We start from the raw sequence: 16576 nt of genomic DNA on the forward strand, positions 1-16576 counted from the left end.
AGATCCGGAATTACTTCAGCGTGCGCTCGAACAGTTCGTAAATGCGCCGGTATTCGTCGTACCACGCGTCCGGGTGGGTGAAGCCGTGCCGTTCCAGCGGATACGGCGCCAGCTCCCACTTGTCCTTGCGCAGCTCGATCAGCCGCTGCGCCAGCATCACCGAATCCTTGAAGAACACGTTGTCGTCGATCATGCCGTGCGCGATCAGCAGCGAATCCTGCAGGCCTTCGGCGTATTCGAGCGGGCTGGAGCGCTTGTAGGCCTCCGGATCGAATTCCGGCGTGTTGAGGATGTTGCTGGTGTACTCGTGGTTGTACTGCGACCAGTCGCTGACCGGGCGCAGCGCGGCGCCGGCCTTGAACACGCCGGGCTTCTGGAACAGGGCGGCGAAGGTCATGAAGCCGCCGTAGCTGCCGCCGTAGATGCCGGCGCGGTCGCGGTCGGCCTGCTTGTTGGCGACCAGCCAGTCGAGGCCGTCCAGGTAATCCTCGAGCTCCGGCTTGCCCATCCAGCGATAGATCGCGGTGCGCCAGTCGCGGCCGTACCCTTCGGACGCGCGGTAGTCCAGGTCGAGGACGATATAGCCCTGGTCCACCAGCAGGTTGTGGAACATCTGCTCGCGGTAGTAGTTCGGATAGCGCGCGCTGACGTTCTGCAGGTAGCCGGCGCCGTGCACGAACATCACGACGGGATATTTCCTGCCCGGCTCCATCGTCGCCGGCCCGTAGTACTTGCCCCAGATGGTGCCGGCGCCGTGCTTGCTTGGGACCTGGACGATCTGCGGCTGGATCCAGGTGCGCGCCTTGAAGTCGGCGGTGCGGGTGTCGGTGAGTTGCGTGGCCGCGCCACCTGCCGCATCGACCACCGACAGCTGCGGCGGCATGTACGCGGACGAATGCCGCACCAGCAACTTCGAACCGTCCGGCGACGGTACGAAGCTCTCCACGCCATCCAGCGACGTCACTTCGCGCACCGCACCGCCGCGCGCAGGCACGTTGCACACCTCGTAGTCGCCCGGCTGCGCGCGGTTGCACACGAAGAAGAAGCTGGCGCCATCGCGTGTCGGCACGACGGCGGAGGTTTCCCATTTGCCGTCGGTGAGCTGGGCCTTCTTCGCGCCTTCGAGTGTGTAGAGATGTGAAAAGCCGCTTTCCTCGCTCAGGTACCAAAGCGTCTTCGCATCCGGCAGCCAGCCGAATTCGTTGAAGCCCCAGTTGATCCACGCCGGGTCGGTGAGCCGGTGGCGCGGCTGCAGCTTCGCATTCGCAAGATCGATGCTGGCGATCCAGCGATCCTTGTTGTCGATCGCACGCACCATCACCGCGGCGTTGCGACCGTCGTTGCTCCACAGCAGGGTTGGCGCGCTGCCGTTGTCGCCGCTGGTCGCGACCTGCGCCGCGCGGTTGCCTTTCAGCGCGTCCTTGCCCGCCGCCTTGCGCAGTGCCGCCAGTGGATCGGTGGCGATGCCGGGCAGTGCGTCGAACTTGAGTTCACGGACGTTGCCGGTGGCGACCTCGGCCAGCCAGAGTGCCTGCGGCAGCGGATCGCCGCGGCCGACGCGGGTGCGCACGTCTTCGAATTCCTCGTAGCCGGACTCGGTCACGTACTTCGGCATCTTGCCGGTGGCGCCCGCATCCGCGCCCTTGACCGTGGTCGCGACCAGCAGCCAGGCGCCATCCGGCGACAGCGCGGAATCGACGATGTCGACGTCCTTGCCCAGGTAGATCGGTGCAGGCGCGCGGGTGGGGTCGCTGCTGCGCCAGGCTTCGGCCTGGTCGCGCACGGCATCGCGGCGCGCGCGGTCGTCCTTCAGCGTGGCGATGAGGCGCAACTGGCGGTCGCGCAAATCATCGGGCTTGGGCGCGGTGGTCGGTGCGTCCTCGGCCTTCGGCACGGCGGCCTGGGTGATGACGCGACCGTCCCAGCGCTGCCAGGCCGCACCGCTGCGCCAGGTCAGTGCACCGTCGCGGCTCCACTGCAGGCGGCCGGCATCGCCACCGCTGCGGGTGAGCTGGGCCAGTGCGCCGCTGCGCAGGTCGCGCACGAACACATCGCCGTTGCGCACGAACGCGCTGCGCATGCCGGATGCGTCGAGCACTGCATCGGCGGTGTCGAGGTCGGCGCGTGCGCTGCCATCGAGGCGTATCGGCGTGCCGCCGTCGATGCCGACCTGCCAGGTGTCGCGGATCGTCGCGCCATTGCGCTTGAGCAGGTACTGCGCGGCCTTGCCGTCCCAGCGCCACCACGCGCTGTCGACCGGCGGGCCGATCCAGTCCGGATCCGCCATCGCCTGGGTCAATGTGATCGGTTCGGCGGCCGTGGCGACGGGTGCCGTCACCAGCGTGGCGAGCAGGGCAAACGCAAGGGGAGCAAGGCGCATCGTGCGATCCGGGATCGAAGTCGGCGCAGGGTAGCAGCCGGCACGCGCACTGCATGCGCCGGAAGTCCCCTGTCACGTTGGCAGGCGGGCCGGGATCGATATTTTGAATCGCTCGCGCCGCGCGTGCGTGGGACAATACCCGGCGCGACGCCTCCCCCTCTGCGTCGCGGAGCGCATGCGTGGATGCACTGCTGCTGTCCCGGATCCAGTTCGGGTTCGTGATTTCGTTCCACATCCTGTTCCCGGCCTTCACCATCGGCCTGGCGAGCTGGCTGGCTTTCATCGAATGGCGCTGGCTGCGCACGAAAGACGATCTCTGGCGCGACCTGTACTTCTTCTGGTTGAAGATCTTCGCCGTGTCGTTCGGCATGGGCGTGGTCAGCGGCATCGTCATGAGCTTCCAGTTCGGCACCAACTGGGCGGTGCTCAGCGAAAAGGCCGGCAACATCCTCGGCCCGCTGCTCAGTTACGAAGTGCTGACCGCGTTCTTCCTGGAAGCCAGCTTCCTCGGGGTGATGCTGTTCGGCTGGAAGAAGGTCTCGGACAAGCTGCATTTCTTCGCGACGATGATGGTCGCGATCGGCACCCTGATCTCGACGTTCTGGATCATCTCCGCCAACAGCTGGATGCAGACGCCGCAGGGTTTCAGCATCGATGCGCAGGGCGTGTTCCAGCCCGAGAGCTGGTGGGCGATCGTGTTCAATCCGTCGTTCCCGTACCGGCTGGCGCACATGGTGCTGGCGGCGTTCATCACCACCTGTTTCGTGATCGGCGGCGTCAGTGCGTGGTACCTGCGGCGTGGCGTGCATGTCGAGGCCGGCAAGCGGATGCTCCAGCATGCGGTGGCGTTCGCCGCGATCGCGGTGCCGCTGCAGATCTTCGTCGGCGACCTGCACGGCCTGAACGTGGGCGAGCACCAGCCGGTGAAACTGGCGGCGATGGAAGCGCACTGGCGCAGCGAGCCGCCGGGCCATGGCGTGCCGCTGATCCTGTTCGCGGTGCCGAACGAGCGCGAGGAACGCAACGACTACGAGGTCGCAATCCCGAAACTCGGCAGCCTGATCCTCACCCACACGCTGGATGGCGACATCCAGCCGCTGACCGCGGTACCGCGCGAGGAGCGCCCGCCGGTGGCGCCGGTGTTCTATGCGTTCCGGATCATGGTCGGCCTGGGCATGGCGATGCTGCTGCTCACGTTGGCGTCGTTGTGGGCGTGGAAGCGCAAGACGCTGTTCGAGTCGAAGTGGTTGTTGGATGGCTGGCGCCTGCTCGCGCCGTCGGGCTTCATCGCATTGCTGGCAGGCTGGTACGTGGTCGAAATCGGCCGCCAGCCCTATGTGGTCTATGGCCTGCTGCGCACGAGCGATGCGGTGAGTCCGAACATCGTCGCGGCGGCGGTGCTGTCATCGCTGATCATTTACGCCTTGGCGTATGCCTTCGTGTTCGGCGCCGGCATCTGGTACCTGCAGAAGCTGCTGCGCAAGGGGCCGGTGAAACAGCCGCCCAAGGACACCGACGGCGGCGAGAAAACCCCGGCACGGCCGTTGTCGTTGCCCGACGAAAAAATCGAAGGGAGCGCGTGATGGAGTATTGGCTTCCCGTCATCTGGTTCGGGGTGATCGGTTTCGGCGTGCTGATGTACGTGCTGCTGGACGGCTTCGTGCTCGGCCTCGGCATCCTTGCGCCGTTCGCGGAGGACGAGCACCAGCTCGACCACATGATGAACACCGCGGCGCCTATCTGGGACGGTAACGAGACCTGGCTGGTGCTTGGGGGTGCCGGCCTGCTGGCGGCGTTCCCGAAAGCGTACGCGCTGATCCTCTCCGCGCTGTACCTGCCGGTGCTGATGATGCTGATCGCGCTGGTGTTCCGCGGCGTGGCCTTCGAGTTCCGCTTCAAGGCCGAGCGTTCGAAATGGCTGTGGGGCTGGGCGTTCGTGCTGGGGTCGCTGTGCGCGGCGTTCTGGCAGGGCGTGATCCTCGGCGCCATCGTCGAGGGCATGCCGATGCAGGAAGGCAAGTACGTCGGCGGGATGTTCGGTTTCTTCAGTCCGTTCTCGATGCTGACCGGTGCCGCGGTGGTGTTCGGTTATGCGCTGCTCGGCGCCAGCTGGCTGATCCTCAAGACCGAGGGCGAGCTGCAGAAGACCGCGCGCACGCTGGCGCGGCCGCTGGTGCTGGTGGTGGTGGCGTTCATCGGCCTGGTCAGCGCGTGGCTGCCGTTCCTGAGCTCGAAGATCATGGCGCGCTGGTTCGATACCGGGAATTTCTGGTGGCTGTCGCCGGTGCCGCTGCTGGTGCTGCTGGTGGCGTTCGCGCTGTGGCGCGCGGCGATGGAACAGGGCCGCGATGGCAAGCCGTTCATCCTCACCCTGTGCCTGTTCGCGCTGGGCTTCGCCGGGCTGGTGCTGGGGATCTGGCCGTACATCGTGCCGCCGGCGCTGACGATCTGGCAGGCCGCGTCGCCGCCGTCCTCGCAAGGCTTCGTGCTGGTCGGGCTGGTGGTCCTGCTGCCGGTGATCCTGGGCTACACGTGGTGGTCGTATCGCGTCTTCGCCGGCAAGGTGGAATCGGATTCCGGGTACCACTAGGCACCATCCGCTCGCCGGGATCGCTTGTGCAACCGCTGCGGGTCGCGCCGCCGGGCGCTTTCCCGCACAATCGGGCCTGTTCCCGACACGGCGGTTCCCCCGGATCGCGCGATGCACGCCTACGTCTACAAGAGCCTGAAAAAGGCCGATACCTACGTCTACCTCGCCGCCCGCGACGATTTCGCGCGTCTGCCCGAACCGCTGCGCAAGCAACTGGGGGAACTGCGCTTCGTGCTGGACGTCGCCCTGGTCGAAGGGCGCAGGCTCGCCCAGGCCGATCCCGCGGTGGTGCGCAACAACCTGGCCGCGCAGGGCTTCCACCTGCAGTTCCCGCCGACCATGGCGGATCCGATGACCGACGACTGGGGCACCGATGCCTGAGCGTCATCCCGGGATCGGCGTGGCCTTGTTGCTGGCCGGCCTGCTGCTTGCGGCCGCGTGCTGGTTCGATGTCGGCAGCGCCGGCGCGGCGGCATGGCTGGCGCAGGTGCCGATGGCGCTGGGCATCGCCTGCCTGCGCGGCACCCGCAAGCGTGCGCGCCTGCTGGCCGATGCCGGCAGCCTGGCCCTGCTGTGGGCCGGCGGGTTTGCGTTGGCGGGTGTGCTGGTGGCCTTGCCGCTGCAGCGCGTCCTGGCGGCTCCGGCCTTGCTGCCGGTGCTCGCGCTGAGCGCGGCTGCGGGCCTGCTGCTGGTGCTGCTGTGGTGGCACTGGCCGCTGTGGCACGGCACCGAACGCGAAGGCGGCCGCCTGGGCCTGCGCTTCGCCCGCCAGCACCTGCAGGATCGCCAGGCTTGGCGCGCGCTCACCCAAGTGGCCTTGCCGGTGTTCCTGTTGCTGGCCGGCGGTGTGTTGTTGGCCTGGCCCGGCCTGCTGGCCGGCCAGGTGCGCATCGTCGCCACCGCGATCTACGCGGGCCTGCTGCCGATCGCCCACCTGCTGCTGCAGGCCGCGCCCGTGCTGGCGTTGGCGCGCGGCCTGCCGGTGGTGGAAATGGATGCGGTCGAAGACGAAGCGGACGACGTCGATGCCGACGTCGAGGATGCGCCGGAACTGGCGCTGCCGCTGGCCACGGTGCCGACGATCGATACCGTCGCGCTGGGCCGCGAGCTGTACATCGCAGCGCGCAACGGTCGGGTCGAGAAAGCCCTGCAATTGCTGGAGGCCGGTGCCGACCCCAATCTCCCGCCGGAGCCAGGCGCGCGCGATCGTCGCGGCCTGGCGGTGCTCGCCGCAGTGCTGCCCGACCTGCGCCTGCTGCGCGCGCTGATCGAGCGCGGCGCCGACGTGAACAGCATGCTGGCCGGGATGAACCCGCTGCTGGCCGCCACTCGCGACAGCTGGCACGGCCGCCCGGAAGCGGTGATGACCCTGCTCGCCAACGGGGCCGACCCGCGCGCCACCGACGCCGAGGGCAACACCCCGCTGCACCACGCCGCGCGCAGTTCCGATCCCGGCGTCGCTGCGCTGCTGCGCGACGCGGGTGCGGAGATGGATGCGTTGAACGCCGATGGCGTGTCGCCGCTCGGCACCGCCTGCAGCACCGGCAACTGGCGGCTGGCGCGCTTCCTGCTGGAGCGCGGCGCGAAGACCGAACCCGCCGGCGGGCAACCGGTGCTGCTCGCCGCCGCCGGCACCGAGGAAGACGACGCCGCCGGCGTGCAACTGCTGCTGCGCCACAAGGCGCGCGTGGATGCCCGCGACGCGCGCGGCCGCAGCGCCCTGCACGAGGCTGCCTTCGCCGGCCACGCCGGCATCTGCCAAACCTTGCTCGATGCCGGTGCCGACGCGAATGCGCGCGATGGCGAAGGCCGCACGCCGCTGCTGGACGCGGCCCGGGCCGGTGCGCTGGTCGCCCTGGAGGCGCTGGTCGCGGCCAAGGCCGAGGTGCAGGCCAGCGATGGCCAAGGCGCGAATGCATTGCACCTGGCCTGCGCCGCGGAAGCGCCGTCGGCGGCGATGGTCCGACGCCTGCTGGAACTCGGCGTCGACCCGCGCGCCAGCGATGCGCAGGGCCAGGGCGCGATCGACCTGGCCTCCGCGGCCGGCCGCTGGACGCTGGTGGCCGCACTGGATCCGCAACGCGCGCTGCCGGTGTCGATGGACGAGGACGACGGCGCACCGGACCGGCCACCGCCGCTGCTGCTGCGCGAGCGCCTGCTGGACGAGGCGGTGGATACCCAGCTCGCGGCGCTGTTGCCGTTGCTGGCCCGTGGCGATCTGGACGGCCTGCTCTGCGATGCCGACGTGGCCGCGGATCCTGCGCGCGTCGCCTGGCTGCTGGCCCGCGGTGCCAATCCGGAAGCGCGGGTCCGCGCCGCGCCGATGCCGGTGCCCGCCGCATTGGCGCGCGGCACCGCCGGCATCGACAACGCCCGCCTGCTGTTCGCGCGGGGTGCGTCGCCGGCCGGCGCGGGCGGGCTGGCCAGTTATCTCGCCGCCTGCCTGACCGAAGGTTTCACCGATGCGCGCGGCGAAGGCTTCGCCTTGGAACTGCTGGAGCGCGGCGCGGATCCGTATGCGGCCTCGCCGGCCGGCGATCCGCTGGTGGCGCTGGCGGTGCGCCTGCACTGGCCGCGCCTGCTGCAGCGGCTGGTCGCCCATGGCGTGGACCTGGATGCGCGCGACAGCCACGGCATGAGCGCCCTGCACCTGGCCGCGGCGCTCGGCCGGATCGACGAGCTCAAGCAGCTGATCGCCGCTGGCGCGGCACCGGATCGGCGCGCGGCGGACGGACAGACCCCCTTGGGCGTGGCCCTGGCGGCGGGGCGTCGCGACCTGGCCGGCTGGCTGGACTGGCGCGGCTGGAAGCTGCCGCGGCGACCGCTGCAGCCGGTGGACGTGCCGGCCGCGGCGATCGTGGGCGACCTTGACGCGGTCCGCCGCCTGCTCGACCTCGGGTTGCCGGTGGATGCCACCGACAGCCAGGGCTGCAGCGCCTTGCTGCGGGCCGCCGGTGGCGGTCATCGCGCATTGGTCGAACTGCTGCTGGAACGTGGCGCGGATCCCGCCCTGGCCGCGAATACCGGGGCCACCCCGTTGTCGGCGGCGGTGAGCATGCGCCAATTCGAGATCGTCGAGCGCCTGCTGGAGGCCGGTGCGGGGCTGGAACAGCGACTGCCGGGAGACGTCACCGTGCTGATGCTGGCCGCGGCGCTGGGCCTGCCGGAACTGGTCGCGCGCTTGCTCCAGGCCGGCGCCGACCTGCATGCAGTGGATGCGCAGGGACTCACCCCGCTGCACTGCGCCGCCCTGTACGGCTTCACCGCGCGCGATCGCACCCGCCTGCTTGCCCTGCTGGATGCGCTGCTGCTGGCCGGTGCCGATCCGCAGCGGACCGCGACCGGCGGCGCCACCCCGTTGCTGCTGCTGCTCGGCGCGCGCGCCGAGCCCGGCACGCCGAGCGCCGAGGACGTGGTGCTGGCCGGCGTGGAACGGCTGTTCGACGAGGACGTGCGCCTGGACGCGCGCGACCAGCGCGGGTTCGGCCCACTGCATCTGGCTGGCCTGCACGGGCTGCTGCGGGTCGCCCGGGCGCTGCTCCGCGAGGGTGCCGATCCCGACCAGCGCGACCTGCTCAACCGCAGCCCGCGCGAGATCGCCCTGATGCGCGGCTACGTCGACGTCGCCGCCGAACTGGCATTGCCCGGCAATGCGCCGCAGGCGCCGGTCTCGATGGCGCGCTTCCTGCGCGAATAACGCAACCCGCCGGGGCAGGCCCGTGTTGGATTGCCGTAGGGGCAGGCCCCCGTGCCTGCCCTTGGTTTGTCGGAATACCGGGCCGGATATGGTCGGAAAAGCGGGCAGGCACGGGGGCTTGCCCCTACAGTTGTCGACGGGCGAAACGGGATCAGTCCTTGCGTTCGACGATCCGGCCCAGCGTGCCCTCGCCGACATCCGCCTCGAACAGTTCGGCCAGTTCCAGGCGCGCTTCCTGGGTGCTCTGCAGCAGGGCCGCCTCGTCGTCCTGCAGCAGGCGCTGCGCTTCCAGCAGCTTCTGGTCGAAGGTGCGGAAGCGCTGCGCGCGGTCGTCCGCCTGCGCCGGCGAAAGGCCCAGCGCGACCAGTACGTCGCGGCCCATTTCCAGGCTGCTGCCGAAGGTCTCGCGGAACACCCGTGCGCCCAGGTCCATCAACTGCCAGGCATGCCGGCGGTCGCGCGCGCGGGCAAAGACCAGGGCATCGGGGTATTGCTGGCGGATCAGTCGGGTCGCGGCCATGCTGGCGGCGACGCCGTCAATCGCGACCACGAAGACCTTGACCCGCGCCGCGCCGGCGGAGCGCAGCAGTTCCGGCCGGGTCGGGTCGCCGTAGTACAGGGTGTTGCCGAACCGGCGGGAGAAATCGACCTGTTCCACGTCGGGGTCGATGGCGATGAACGGGATCTTCTGCGCGCGCAGCAACCGCGCCACGATCTGGCCGAAGCGGCCGAAGCCGGCGATCAGCACCTGCGGGTGCTCGTCCGGGATCTCGTCGAAGGCGCGCTTCCCGGACTTGTCGGCCTTGGGCGCGAAGCGCGAGATCAGCAGCAGCAACAGCGGCGTGGCCGCCATCGACAGGCCGACGATCGCCACCAGCCGGTCGCGCAGCGGTTCGTCCAGCAGGCCGGCCTTGGTCGCTTCGGCGAACACCACGAAGGCGAATTCGCCGCCCAGCGCCAGCACGCCGCCGAGCAGCATCGCCCCGCGCAGGTCGAGCCTGCCGGGACCCAGGCCCAGCGCGAACAGCAGGGCGAGCTTCACCGCCAGCAACACCGCCACCCAGGTGCCGATCGCCACCGGCTCGGCGGCGATCTGCTGCAGGTCGATGGTCATGCCCACCGCCATGAAGAACAGGCCCAGCAGCAGGCCCTCGAACGGCTTGATCTGTGCTTCCAGCTCGTGCCGGTATTCGGACTCCGCCAGCAGCACGCCGGCCAGGAACGCACCCAGGCCTGCGCTCAGTTCGACCAGTTGCATCAACCAGGCGCTGCCCAGCACCACCAGCAGGGCAGCCCCGGTGAACACCTCCGGCATGCCGGTGCGCGCGATGAACCGGAACACGTGGCGCAGCAGGTAGCGGCCACCCAGCACCAGCGCGGCGATCGCCAGCACCGCCTTGGCCACGTCGTCCCCGCCCAGCCCCTCGCCGCCGGCCTTGCCGAGCAACGGGATCGCGGCGAGCAGCGGGATCGCCGCCAGGTCCTGGAACAGCAGGATCGCGAAGGCGAGGCGGCCGTGCTCGGCGGTGAGCTCCTTGCGTTCCGCAAGCAACTGCAGGCCGACCGCGGTGGACGACAGGGCCAGCCCCATGCCCACCACCAGCGCCGCCTTCCAGCCCAGGTCCTGCGACATCGCCAGTGCGCCCAGCACCAGCCCGGACAGCAGCACCTGCAGCCCGCCCACGCCGAAGATCGGCTTGCGCATCACCTTCAGCCGCGGCAACGACAGCTCCAGGCCGATCACGAACAGCAGCATCACCACGCCGATCTCGCTGGCCGCCAGCACCGGTTCCGGATTGCGCACCAGCCGCAGCGCATGCGGCCCGAGCAGCGCGCCGGCGACCAGGTAGCCGAGCACCGCACCCAGCCCGAAGCGCTTGAACACCGGCACCGCGACCACCGCCGCGAGCAGGAACACCAGAGCGAGCTCGAGGCCTTCGCCGTGCATGCAGGATGACTCCGTTCAGGGACTTCAGTATCGGCGATCGATGCGTCCGCCGGCACTGGCATATTCCAGCCCTGCACCCCGGGAGACTGCACGATGAAGATGCGTTTGATGGCCGCCGTCGCGTTGCTGGGCGGGATCCTGCTCGCGATGCCGGCGCTGTCCGGTTCGCGCGGAGCGGCGGCGGTGCGCAAGCAGGCCGAATCCAGCCTGCAGGTATCCGGCACGATCACCATCGGCAAGGACGGCAGCGTCATCGCCCATACCCTCGATCCCGACGCACCGCTCGGCGCCACGTTGACCGTATTCGTGGACAACGCCGTCGCCGGTTGGCGCTTCGCGCCGGTGATGGTCGATGGCCAGGCGGTCAACGCCCGGGTCCCGATGCACCTGCGGCTGGTCGCGAAGCGCGCCGAGGGCGACAAGGTGAACGTGACCATCGCCAGCAGCTATTTCGGCAGCAATGATGCCGCGGCCAGCACCGACAATCCGGGAAGCACGAGGCTTTCACCTCCGAAGTATCCGCAGGTGGCGCAGCGGATGGGTGGCGAGGGCACGGTCTACCTGATCGTGCAGGTCGATCGCGCCGGCAAGGTGGCGAATGTCGACGCCGAGCAGGTCAACCTGCGCGTCGCCGGTACCGAGAACGGGATGACGCGCTTGCGCGACATGCTGACCGCGGCGGCGGTCCGCGCCGCCCGTGACTGGAGCTTCACCCCACCGACCACCGGCGAAACCGCGGACGACGACCACTGGCTGATCCGCGTGCCGGTCGACTTCGTGCTCGTCGGGCCCGGCTACAAGCAACGCAAGGAAGGCGAGTGGGATACCTACATCCCGGGTCCGCGCAACATGGGCATGCCGTGGGCGCAGGAAAAACTGAAGACCGCGGGCAGCCCGGATGCACTGCCCGGTAGCGGAGCGTATCCGCTGCGCCAGGGCGCGACCCTGCTGACGCCGCTGGGCTGACCATGAAGACGCTATCGCTCTGCGTCGCGATTGCCTGCGCGGCCGCGCAGCCGGTCGCCGCGGCCGATGACGCGGCCGACGCCGATGTCGTGGCCTTCAATGCCTCGGTGCGCGTCGAGGTGGATGCCGCTGGCAAGCCGGTCAGGATCGAAGCACCCGCCGACCTCCCCGAGGCAATCCGCGCCTTCGTGGAAAAGCGGGTCGCATCGTGGCAATACACGCCAGCGCAGGTGGCAGGCGTGCCGCAGGCCGCGGTCACCTATGTCGGGGTCAACGCCTGCGCCGTCCCGGTCGGGGCGGGCTCTCGGCTCGGCGTCGATTTCGCCGGCAACGGGCCGCGCACCGCGGCCGACCGGACGCTGGTGCCGCCGATGTATCCGCGCCTCGCGCAGCGGCGCAATACCTCGGCGGAGTTCGTCCTGATCCTGGGGATCGAGGCGGATGGCCGTGCGGTGATCGACCAGATCGAACGTGCGGACATCTCGGGCAGGGCTGGCGCGAGCGAGTTCGAGATGGTGCTTCGGCAGTGGGTCAAGACCGTGCGTTTCGATCCCGAGCACGTCGCCGGGAAGCCCGTCCGTGGCCAGGTCCGCATGCCGGTCGAATTCTCGATGCGCGACCTCGGCGACCGCGAGGCCCGGCGCGAGGCGCTGCAGGTCCAGGCGAAGATCTCGCGTGAATGCCGGATCGCATCCGGCGCAGGCGACATGAAGCCCGTGGCGGTGCAGTCGGTCGTGACCGTGATTCCGACGCCTGCGGGCTGATTGCCATGGAACTTGGACTTTCACAAGGATTCGCGATGAAGCGTGGCATGTGGCTGTTGCTCGGAATGGGTTTGATGGCGCCCGCCGTGGCCGCGGATGACGTCCGCAAACCCGGCGTGGTGGCCTTCAACGCCAGCGTCCGGGTCGATGTCGATGCCAGCGGCAAGCCGGTCAAGGTGGAAGCGCCCGCCGACCTTCCGGACTCGATCCGCAGTTTCATCGAGAAGCGCGTTGCCTCGTGGCAATACCAGCCGGCGAAGGCGGCCGGGGTTCCCGTCGGGGCAACCACCTACGTCAAGGTTGGCGCCTGCGCGATACCCGATGCGACCAGTGGCGGCTACAAGCTTGGCGTGGACTTCAAGGGCAATGGACCGAGGCTCGTCAGTGCGTCGGGCAACCTGCCGCCGCCGCAATACCCGATCGAGGCGCTTCGCAAGAGCGTGACGGGGACGTACATCGTGAACTATTCGATCCAGCCGGATGGCAGCACGCAGGTAGGCGACATCAAGCTCGCGGATGGCCCCAACCAATCCGCGAAATGGCTTCGACCTGCCATCGCCCGTTGGGCGGAAAGCCTGCGCTATGAGCCCGAGCAAGTGAATGGCCAGGCGGTCGTGACGACCATGAGTTTCCCGGTGGAATTCAAGATCAACACCAGCACGAAGCGCGAAAGCACGGAAGCGTGGCGCACGCGTTACAAGGCGGAATTGGAGGCGCGCGCGATGGCGTCTACCGAGTGCCTGCTCGCCTCGGGTGGCCCGCCGGGCCTGACGCCGATCGCGCTGGACTCACCGGTCAAGGTCACCCCCACGCCCGCAGGCTGAGCGGCACGGGTCGCCAGGCTGGCGGCCGCTGCACCACCCGCTTCGCGTTGCCACCTGTATCGAGGGTGGATGGGGAGCGGGTCATGCGTGCATCGCGATTCGGGTTCTGCGTGGCGCTGCTCTGTGCCGCGCTGTCGGCAGGCGCCACCGACCGCGGCAGCGGCCACTTCCGCAAGGGCGAGGTGCGCCTCGAGGCGAAGCACGTCATCGCGGTGACCGTCGATGAAGAGGGCGATGCCGCCAGCGCGCAGACCTACGTCTACCTGAGCAGCGTGCCGATGGACGCGGGCAAGGTGGCGTCCGCGTTCCAGCCCAGCTCCGCCGCCGAGGAGCAACTGCGCGACGCCAGCGCCGGCTATGTGCGCATCTGCATCAACGCGGAAGGCGGCGAATGCGGCCTGTACTTCTCGCATAACAATCCGAATGCCTCGTTCAATTCCTCCGGCTATGGCGTGTTCAAGCTGGAGGCGGCGCCTGCGGGCCGCATCAACGGGCGCTGGGTGCTGGCCGAACCCGACGATTTCTTCGGCGAAACCTACGACTTCGACCTGAATTTCGATGTCGCGATCACCCCGCCACCGGGCAAGCCGTTGCCGGCGGACGGCGGCGAGCCGGGCAAGGCGTACCGAACGTGGACGACCGCGATTGCAAAGGGCGACCTGCCGGCGTTGCGCGCCCTGGTCGGCGACGACTACAACAGCTGGCGGATCAAGTCCGACGACCAGGACGACGTGAAGGGCGCGCTCAAGGACCTGCGCGACGGCACCCCGGTGCAAGCCAAGGTCCTGCGCGGCCGCATCGACGGCGACAACGCCGTGCTCTGGGTCGAGGGCAAGGACCGCGACGACATCCTGCGCCGCGGTCGGGTGTCGCTGGCACGCGTCGAGGGCGCGTGGCGCTTCATGGAAGCGGACCTGGACAGCGTGTCGGAGTAACCTGCCCGTTCGCGCAACCGGTAACGAAAAAGCCCCGCGAAGCGGGGCTTTTTCTGATGGTCGTCTCGCGCGGTCAGCGCTTCATCGAGCCGAAGAACTCGTCGTTGGACTTCGTGCTCTTCATCTTGTCGAGCAAGAATTCCATCGCCGCGATTTCGTCCATCGGGTGCAGCAGCTTGCGCAGGATCCAGATCTTCTGCAGCAGGTCCGGGTCGATCAGCAGGTCCTCGCGGCGGGTGCCGGAGGCGTTGACGCCGATCGCCGGGTACACGCGCTTCTCGGTGATGCGGCGGTCCAGGTGCACTTCGCTGTTGCCGGTGCCCTTGAACTCCTCGTAGATCACCTTGTCCATCGCGCTGCCGGTATCGATCAGGGCGGTGGCGATGATGGTCAGCGAACCGCCCTCCTCGACGTTGCGCGCGGCGCCGAAGAAGCGCTTCGGGCGATGCAGCGCATTGGCGTCGACGCCGCCGGTGAGCACCTTGCCGCTGCTAGGCAGCACGTTGTTGTAGGCACGGGCCAGGCGGGTGATCGAGTCGAGCAGGATCACCACGTCCTTCTTGTGCTCGACCAGGCGCTTGGCGCGCTCGATCACCATTTCGGCGACCTGCACGTGGCGCGCGGCGGGCTCGTCGAAGGTCGAGGAAATCACTTCGCCGCGCACGGTGCGCTGCATCTCGGTGACTTCTTCCGGGCGCTCGTCGATCAGCAGCACGATCAGGTGCACGTCGGGATGGTTGTAGCTGATCGCGCTGGCGATCTGCTGCATCATCATCGTCTTGCCGGCCTTCGGCGGGCTGACGATCAACGCGCGCTGGCCCTTGCCCTGCGGCGCCATCAGGTCGAGGATGCGGCCGGTGATGTCCTCGCTGGAGCCGTCGCCGCGCTCGAGCTTGAACTTCTTGCGCGGGAACAGCGGAGTCAGGTTCTCGAACAGCGCCTTGTTCTTCGAGGCCTCGATCGGCTCGCCATTGATGGTGTCGACGATGTTCAGCGCGAAGTAGCGCTCGCCGTCCTTCGGCCAGCGGATGCGGCCGGAGATGTGGTCGCCGGTGCGCAGGTTGAAGCGGCGGATCTGGCTGGGGCTGATGTAGGTGTCGTCCGGTCCGGCAAGGTAGGACGCCTCGGCCGCGCGCAGGAAGCCGAAGCCGTCCGGCAGGATTTCCAGCACGCCGTCGGCGGCCACGCCTTCGCCGTGGCGGGTCAGCACCTTGAGGATGCCGAAGATGATGTCCTGCTTGCGCGCGCGGGCCACGCCCTCGCTGATCTGCAGCTGGTCGGCGATCTCGAGCAGCTTGTGCGCCGGCATCCGCTTGAGGTCGCCCAGCGAGTACTGCGGGAAGCCCTCGGGTACCTGCGGGTGCGGGCGGGCGACGAAGCCCTCGCCATTGCCGCCGCCGTTGTCATCCGGGAAGCCCTGGTCGCGCGGGCGGTCGCGATTGCGGTCGCGGCGATTCTTGAAGCGGTCGCGGCGATTGCCCTGCTGGCCCTGGCCGTTGTTGTGGTGCTGCTGGTCGCGGTTCTGTCCGTGCTGCGGGCCCTGCTGCGGGGTGTTGCCGCCGGCATCGCCACCGTCGTTCGAACCGGAGGTTGGCGCGGGCGCCTGCTGGACAGCGGCGGGTGCCGGCGGAGGTGGCGCTGCGCTCGGCGGGGGCGCGGGCGGTGCGGGGGCGGGCTGCGGGGCCGACGGTGCGGCGTCCAGCGGCGGGATGGTCAAGCTGTCCTTGGGCGCGGCGGTCTTGGCCACGCGGGTCTTGCGCACGCGCTTTTCGGCGGGTTCGCCGGGATCAACGGTCGGGTCTGACAAGGGAAATCCTCGCTAACGTTGCGAGCGCCCGCGGGTGTCGCGGGCGGGGTCGTGGGGAGTGGATCAGAAGGGGTGCGGCGCGCCCGAAGGCTGCATTTCGCGATGGATCGGCGCCGGGTTCAGCGGAAAACTAGCACTGGCGCGGCAGCGCGCGCAAGTTGCGGGACGTTCGGTGGTTCAGTTGCCGCGACCCTCACCCCGGCCCTCTCCCGCCAGCGGGAGAGGGAGAAAACAGGTTCGAAGCGCGGCGCGTTACAGCGCCTTTTCGATCAGCTGCGCGAGCTGGGCCTTGCCCACCGCGCCGATCTGGGTGGCCTGGACCTGGCCGCCCTTGAACAGGAGGAGCATCGGGATGCTGCGCACGTGGTACTTCAGCGCGGTGGCCTGGTTCTGGTCGACATCGACCTTCACGATCTTGGCGCGGCCGGCGTAGGTGCCGGCCAGGTCATCCAGCGCCGGCGCGATCATCTTGCAGGGGCCGCACCACGGCGCCCAGAAGTCGACCAGCACGGGCTGGTGGGAGGACAGCACCTGATGGTCGAAGTCGGCGTCGGTGGCGTGCAGGACGGTGTCGCTCATGGTGGCTCCAATGACTCGCGGGGCCGTGCGCAAAGGGGGGGGGCGCCGGCCGGGGTGGTAGGATGATGGGGTTGCATTCCGCCCGA

12 protein-coding genes are annotated in these 16576 nt (G+C 69.1%); 8 read left to right on the forward strand and 4 right to left on the reverse strand.

The window, feature by feature from the left end; all coding sequences use genetic code 11:
• Nucleotides 1–10 precede the first annotated feature (10 nt).
• Nucleotides 11–2380 carry a prolyl oligopeptidase family serine peptidase gene (locus ACE3T8_RS00580; protein ID WP_374605933.1) on the reverse strand — a complete coding sequence of 790 codons (2370 nt, stop codon included), beginning with the start codon at nucleotides 2378–2380 and terminating at the stop codon, nucleotides 11–13.
• Between the two features lie 179 nt (nucleotides 2381–2559).
• Here ACE3T8_RS00580 and ACE3T8_RS00585 point away from each other — a divergent pair, with 179 nt between their 5' ends.
• From ACE3T8_RS00585 to ACE3T8_RS00600, 4 genes are all read left to right on the forward strand, one after another.
• Entirely contained in the window at nucleotides 2560–3963 is a 1404-nt protein-coding gene (locus ACE3T8_RS00585) for a cytochrome ubiquinol oxidase subunit I (RefSeq protein ID WP_374605935.1), read from the forward strand.
• Nucleotides 3963–4970: a cytochrome d ubiquinol oxidase subunit II gene (gene cydB / locus ACE3T8_RS00590; RefSeq protein WP_374605936.1), complete on the forward strand. Its 1008-nt coding sequence runs from the start codon at nucleotides 3963–3965 to the stop codon at nucleotides 4968–4970. Before ACE3T8_RS00585 ends, cydB begins: the two co-directional genes overlap by 1 nt.
• A 111-nt stretch (nucleotides 4971–5081) precedes the next feature.
• Entirely contained in the window at nucleotides 5082–5351 is a 270-nt protein-coding gene (locus ACE3T8_RS00595) for a YcgL domain-containing protein (protein ID WP_374605938.1), read from the forward strand.
• Nucleotides 5344–8667: an ankyrin repeat domain-containing protein gene (locus tag ACE3T8_RS00600; protein WP_374605940.1), complete on the forward strand. Its 3324-nt coding sequence runs from the start codon at nucleotides 5344–5346 to the stop codon at nucleotides 8665–8667. Before ACE3T8_RS00595 ends, ACE3T8_RS00600 begins: the two co-directional genes overlap by 8 nt.
• Nucleotides 8668–8818: 151 nt before the next feature.
• Here ACE3T8_RS00600 and ACE3T8_RS00605 read toward each other — a convergent pair whose 3' ends face one another.
• Nucleotides 8819–10615, reverse strand: a complete 1797-nt coding sequence (locus tag ACE3T8_RS00605) for a monovalent cation:proton antiporter-2 (CPA2) family protein (protein ID WP_374605941.1) — start codon at nucleotides 10613–10615, stop codon at nucleotides 8819–8821.
• 93 nt (nucleotides 10616–10708) lie between these two features.
• On the opposite strand from ACE3T8_RS00605, the gene ACE3T8_RS00610 reads away from it, so the two are divergent.
• The 4 genes from ACE3T8_RS00610 to ACE3T8_RS00625 all read left to right on the forward strand — a co-directional run bounded on the left by ACE3T8_RS00610 (nucleotide 10709) and on the right by ACE3T8_RS00625 (nucleotide 14104).
• The gene (locus ACE3T8_RS00610) at nucleotides 10709–11581 is read left to right on the forward strand and encodes an energy transducer TonB (RefSeq protein ID WP_374605943.1); all 873 of its coding nucleotides are present in this window, start codon (nucleotides 10709–10711) and stop codon (nucleotides 11579–11581) included.
• A 2-nt stretch (nucleotides 11582–11583) separates the two neighbouring features.
• Nucleotides 11584–12345: a hypothetical protein gene (locus tag ACE3T8_RS00615; protein WP_374605944.1), complete on the forward strand. Its 762-nt coding sequence runs from the start codon at nucleotides 11584–11586 to the stop codon at nucleotides 12343–12345.
• A 35-nt stretch (nucleotides 12346–12380) separates the two neighbouring features.
• Nucleotides 12381–13169 carry an energy transducer TonB gene (locus ACE3T8_RS00620; protein ID WP_374605946.1) on the forward strand — a complete coding sequence of 263 codons (789 nt, stop codon included), beginning with the start codon at nucleotides 12381–12383 and terminating at the stop codon, nucleotides 13167–13169.
• Nucleotides 13170–13252: 83 nt separating this feature from the next.
• Nucleotides 13253–14104 carry a hypothetical protein gene (locus ACE3T8_RS00625; protein WP_374605948.1) on the forward strand — a complete coding sequence of 284 codons (852 nt, stop codon included), beginning with the start codon at nucleotides 13253–13255 and terminating at the stop codon, nucleotides 14102–14104.
• Between the two features lie 73 nt (nucleotides 14105–14177).
• On the opposite strand, the gene rho is transcribed toward ACE3T8_RS00625, so the two are convergent.
• A complete protein-coding gene (gene rho, locus ACE3T8_RS00630) occupies nucleotides 14178–15911 on the reverse strand; it encodes a transcription termination factor Rho (protein WP_374605950.1) in 1734 nt (577 codons plus the stop codon).
• Nucleotides 15912–16163: 252 nt separating this feature from the next.
• A complete protein-coding gene (gene trxA / locus ACE3T8_RS00635) occupies nucleotides 16164–16490 on the reverse strand; it encodes a thioredoxin (RefSeq protein ID WP_374605952.1) in 327 nt (108 codons plus the stop codon).
• Between the last annotated feature and the right edge of the window lie 86 nt (nucleotides 16491–16576).

This window comes from Thermomonas sp. (genome assembly GCF_041919455.1).
Classification (GTDB): Bacteria; Pseudomonadota; Gammaproteobacteria; order Xanthomonadales; family Xanthomonadaceae; genus Thermomonas.